General features: G+C 73.9%; 1 protein-coding gene. It reads left to right on the top strand.

Features of this window, described 5'->3' with window-relative positions; genetic code table 11:
- On the top strand, nt 1-811 hold an 811-nt coding region (locus KBX34_RS33225), incomplete at both ends, for an IucA/IucC family siderophore biosynthesis protein (protein ID WP_210929013.1).

Here is an 811-nt window from a genome sequence, read left to right as displayed (position 1 = left end):
CCGGAGCCCACCGGCGAACCGGCCATCGACGCGTACGTCGACTCCGAACAGTCACTGGTCTTCGGCCACCCGCACCACCCCACTCCGAAGTGGCGCAGCGGTGACCCGGAGAGTTGGCGGGCGTACGCCCCGGAGCTGCGCACGTCGTTTCGGCTGCACTGGCTCGCCGTACCCGATGACCTGGTCGCCGGCGCCGGGCCGTTCGACGCGCTCGTGGCCGCCCTCGACCCGCCCCGGCCCCCGCACGGGCACCGCGTCCTGCCGGTGCATCCCTGGCAGCTGTCACTGATCCCGCCGACGCACCCCCGGTTGCGGGACCTGGGGGAGGCCGGCGTGCCGGTGCGGCCCACGGCGAGCGTCCGCACCCTCTACGCCCCGGCGGCCGACCTGTTCGTCAAGACCAGCCTGCACGTACGGATCACCAACTGCCTGCGCAAGAACGCCCGCTACGAGCTCACCGGCGCGGTGGCCCTGACCGACCTGCTGGCGCGGGTGCCGATGCCGGACGGGGTCGGGCTGCTCACCGAACCCGCCTACCGCACTGTCGACGTTCCCGGTCCGGACGAGGCGTACGGGACGATCCTGCGCAGCGGCCTGCGCCCGCACCTGCGCCCGGGCGACACCCCGATGCTCGCGGCGGCGCTGGCCGCCACACCACTGGTGACACCCGACCCGGTGGCCTGGTGGCGGGCGTACGTCGGGCTGCTGGTGCCGGCGGTGCTGCGCTGCTGGCTCAGCCACGGCGTCGTGCACGAGGCACACCTGCAGAACGTTGTCGTCGTGCTCGACCGCGACCGTCGCCCGGTACGCA

The organism is Micromonospora sp. M61 (assembly GCF_018070245.1).
Taxonomy (GTDB): domain Bacteria; phylum Actinomycetota; class Actinomycetes; order Mycobacteriales; family Micromonosporaceae; genus Micromonospora; species Micromonospora zamorensis.
This window is presented reverse-complemented; position numbering and strand designations above follow the sequence as displayed.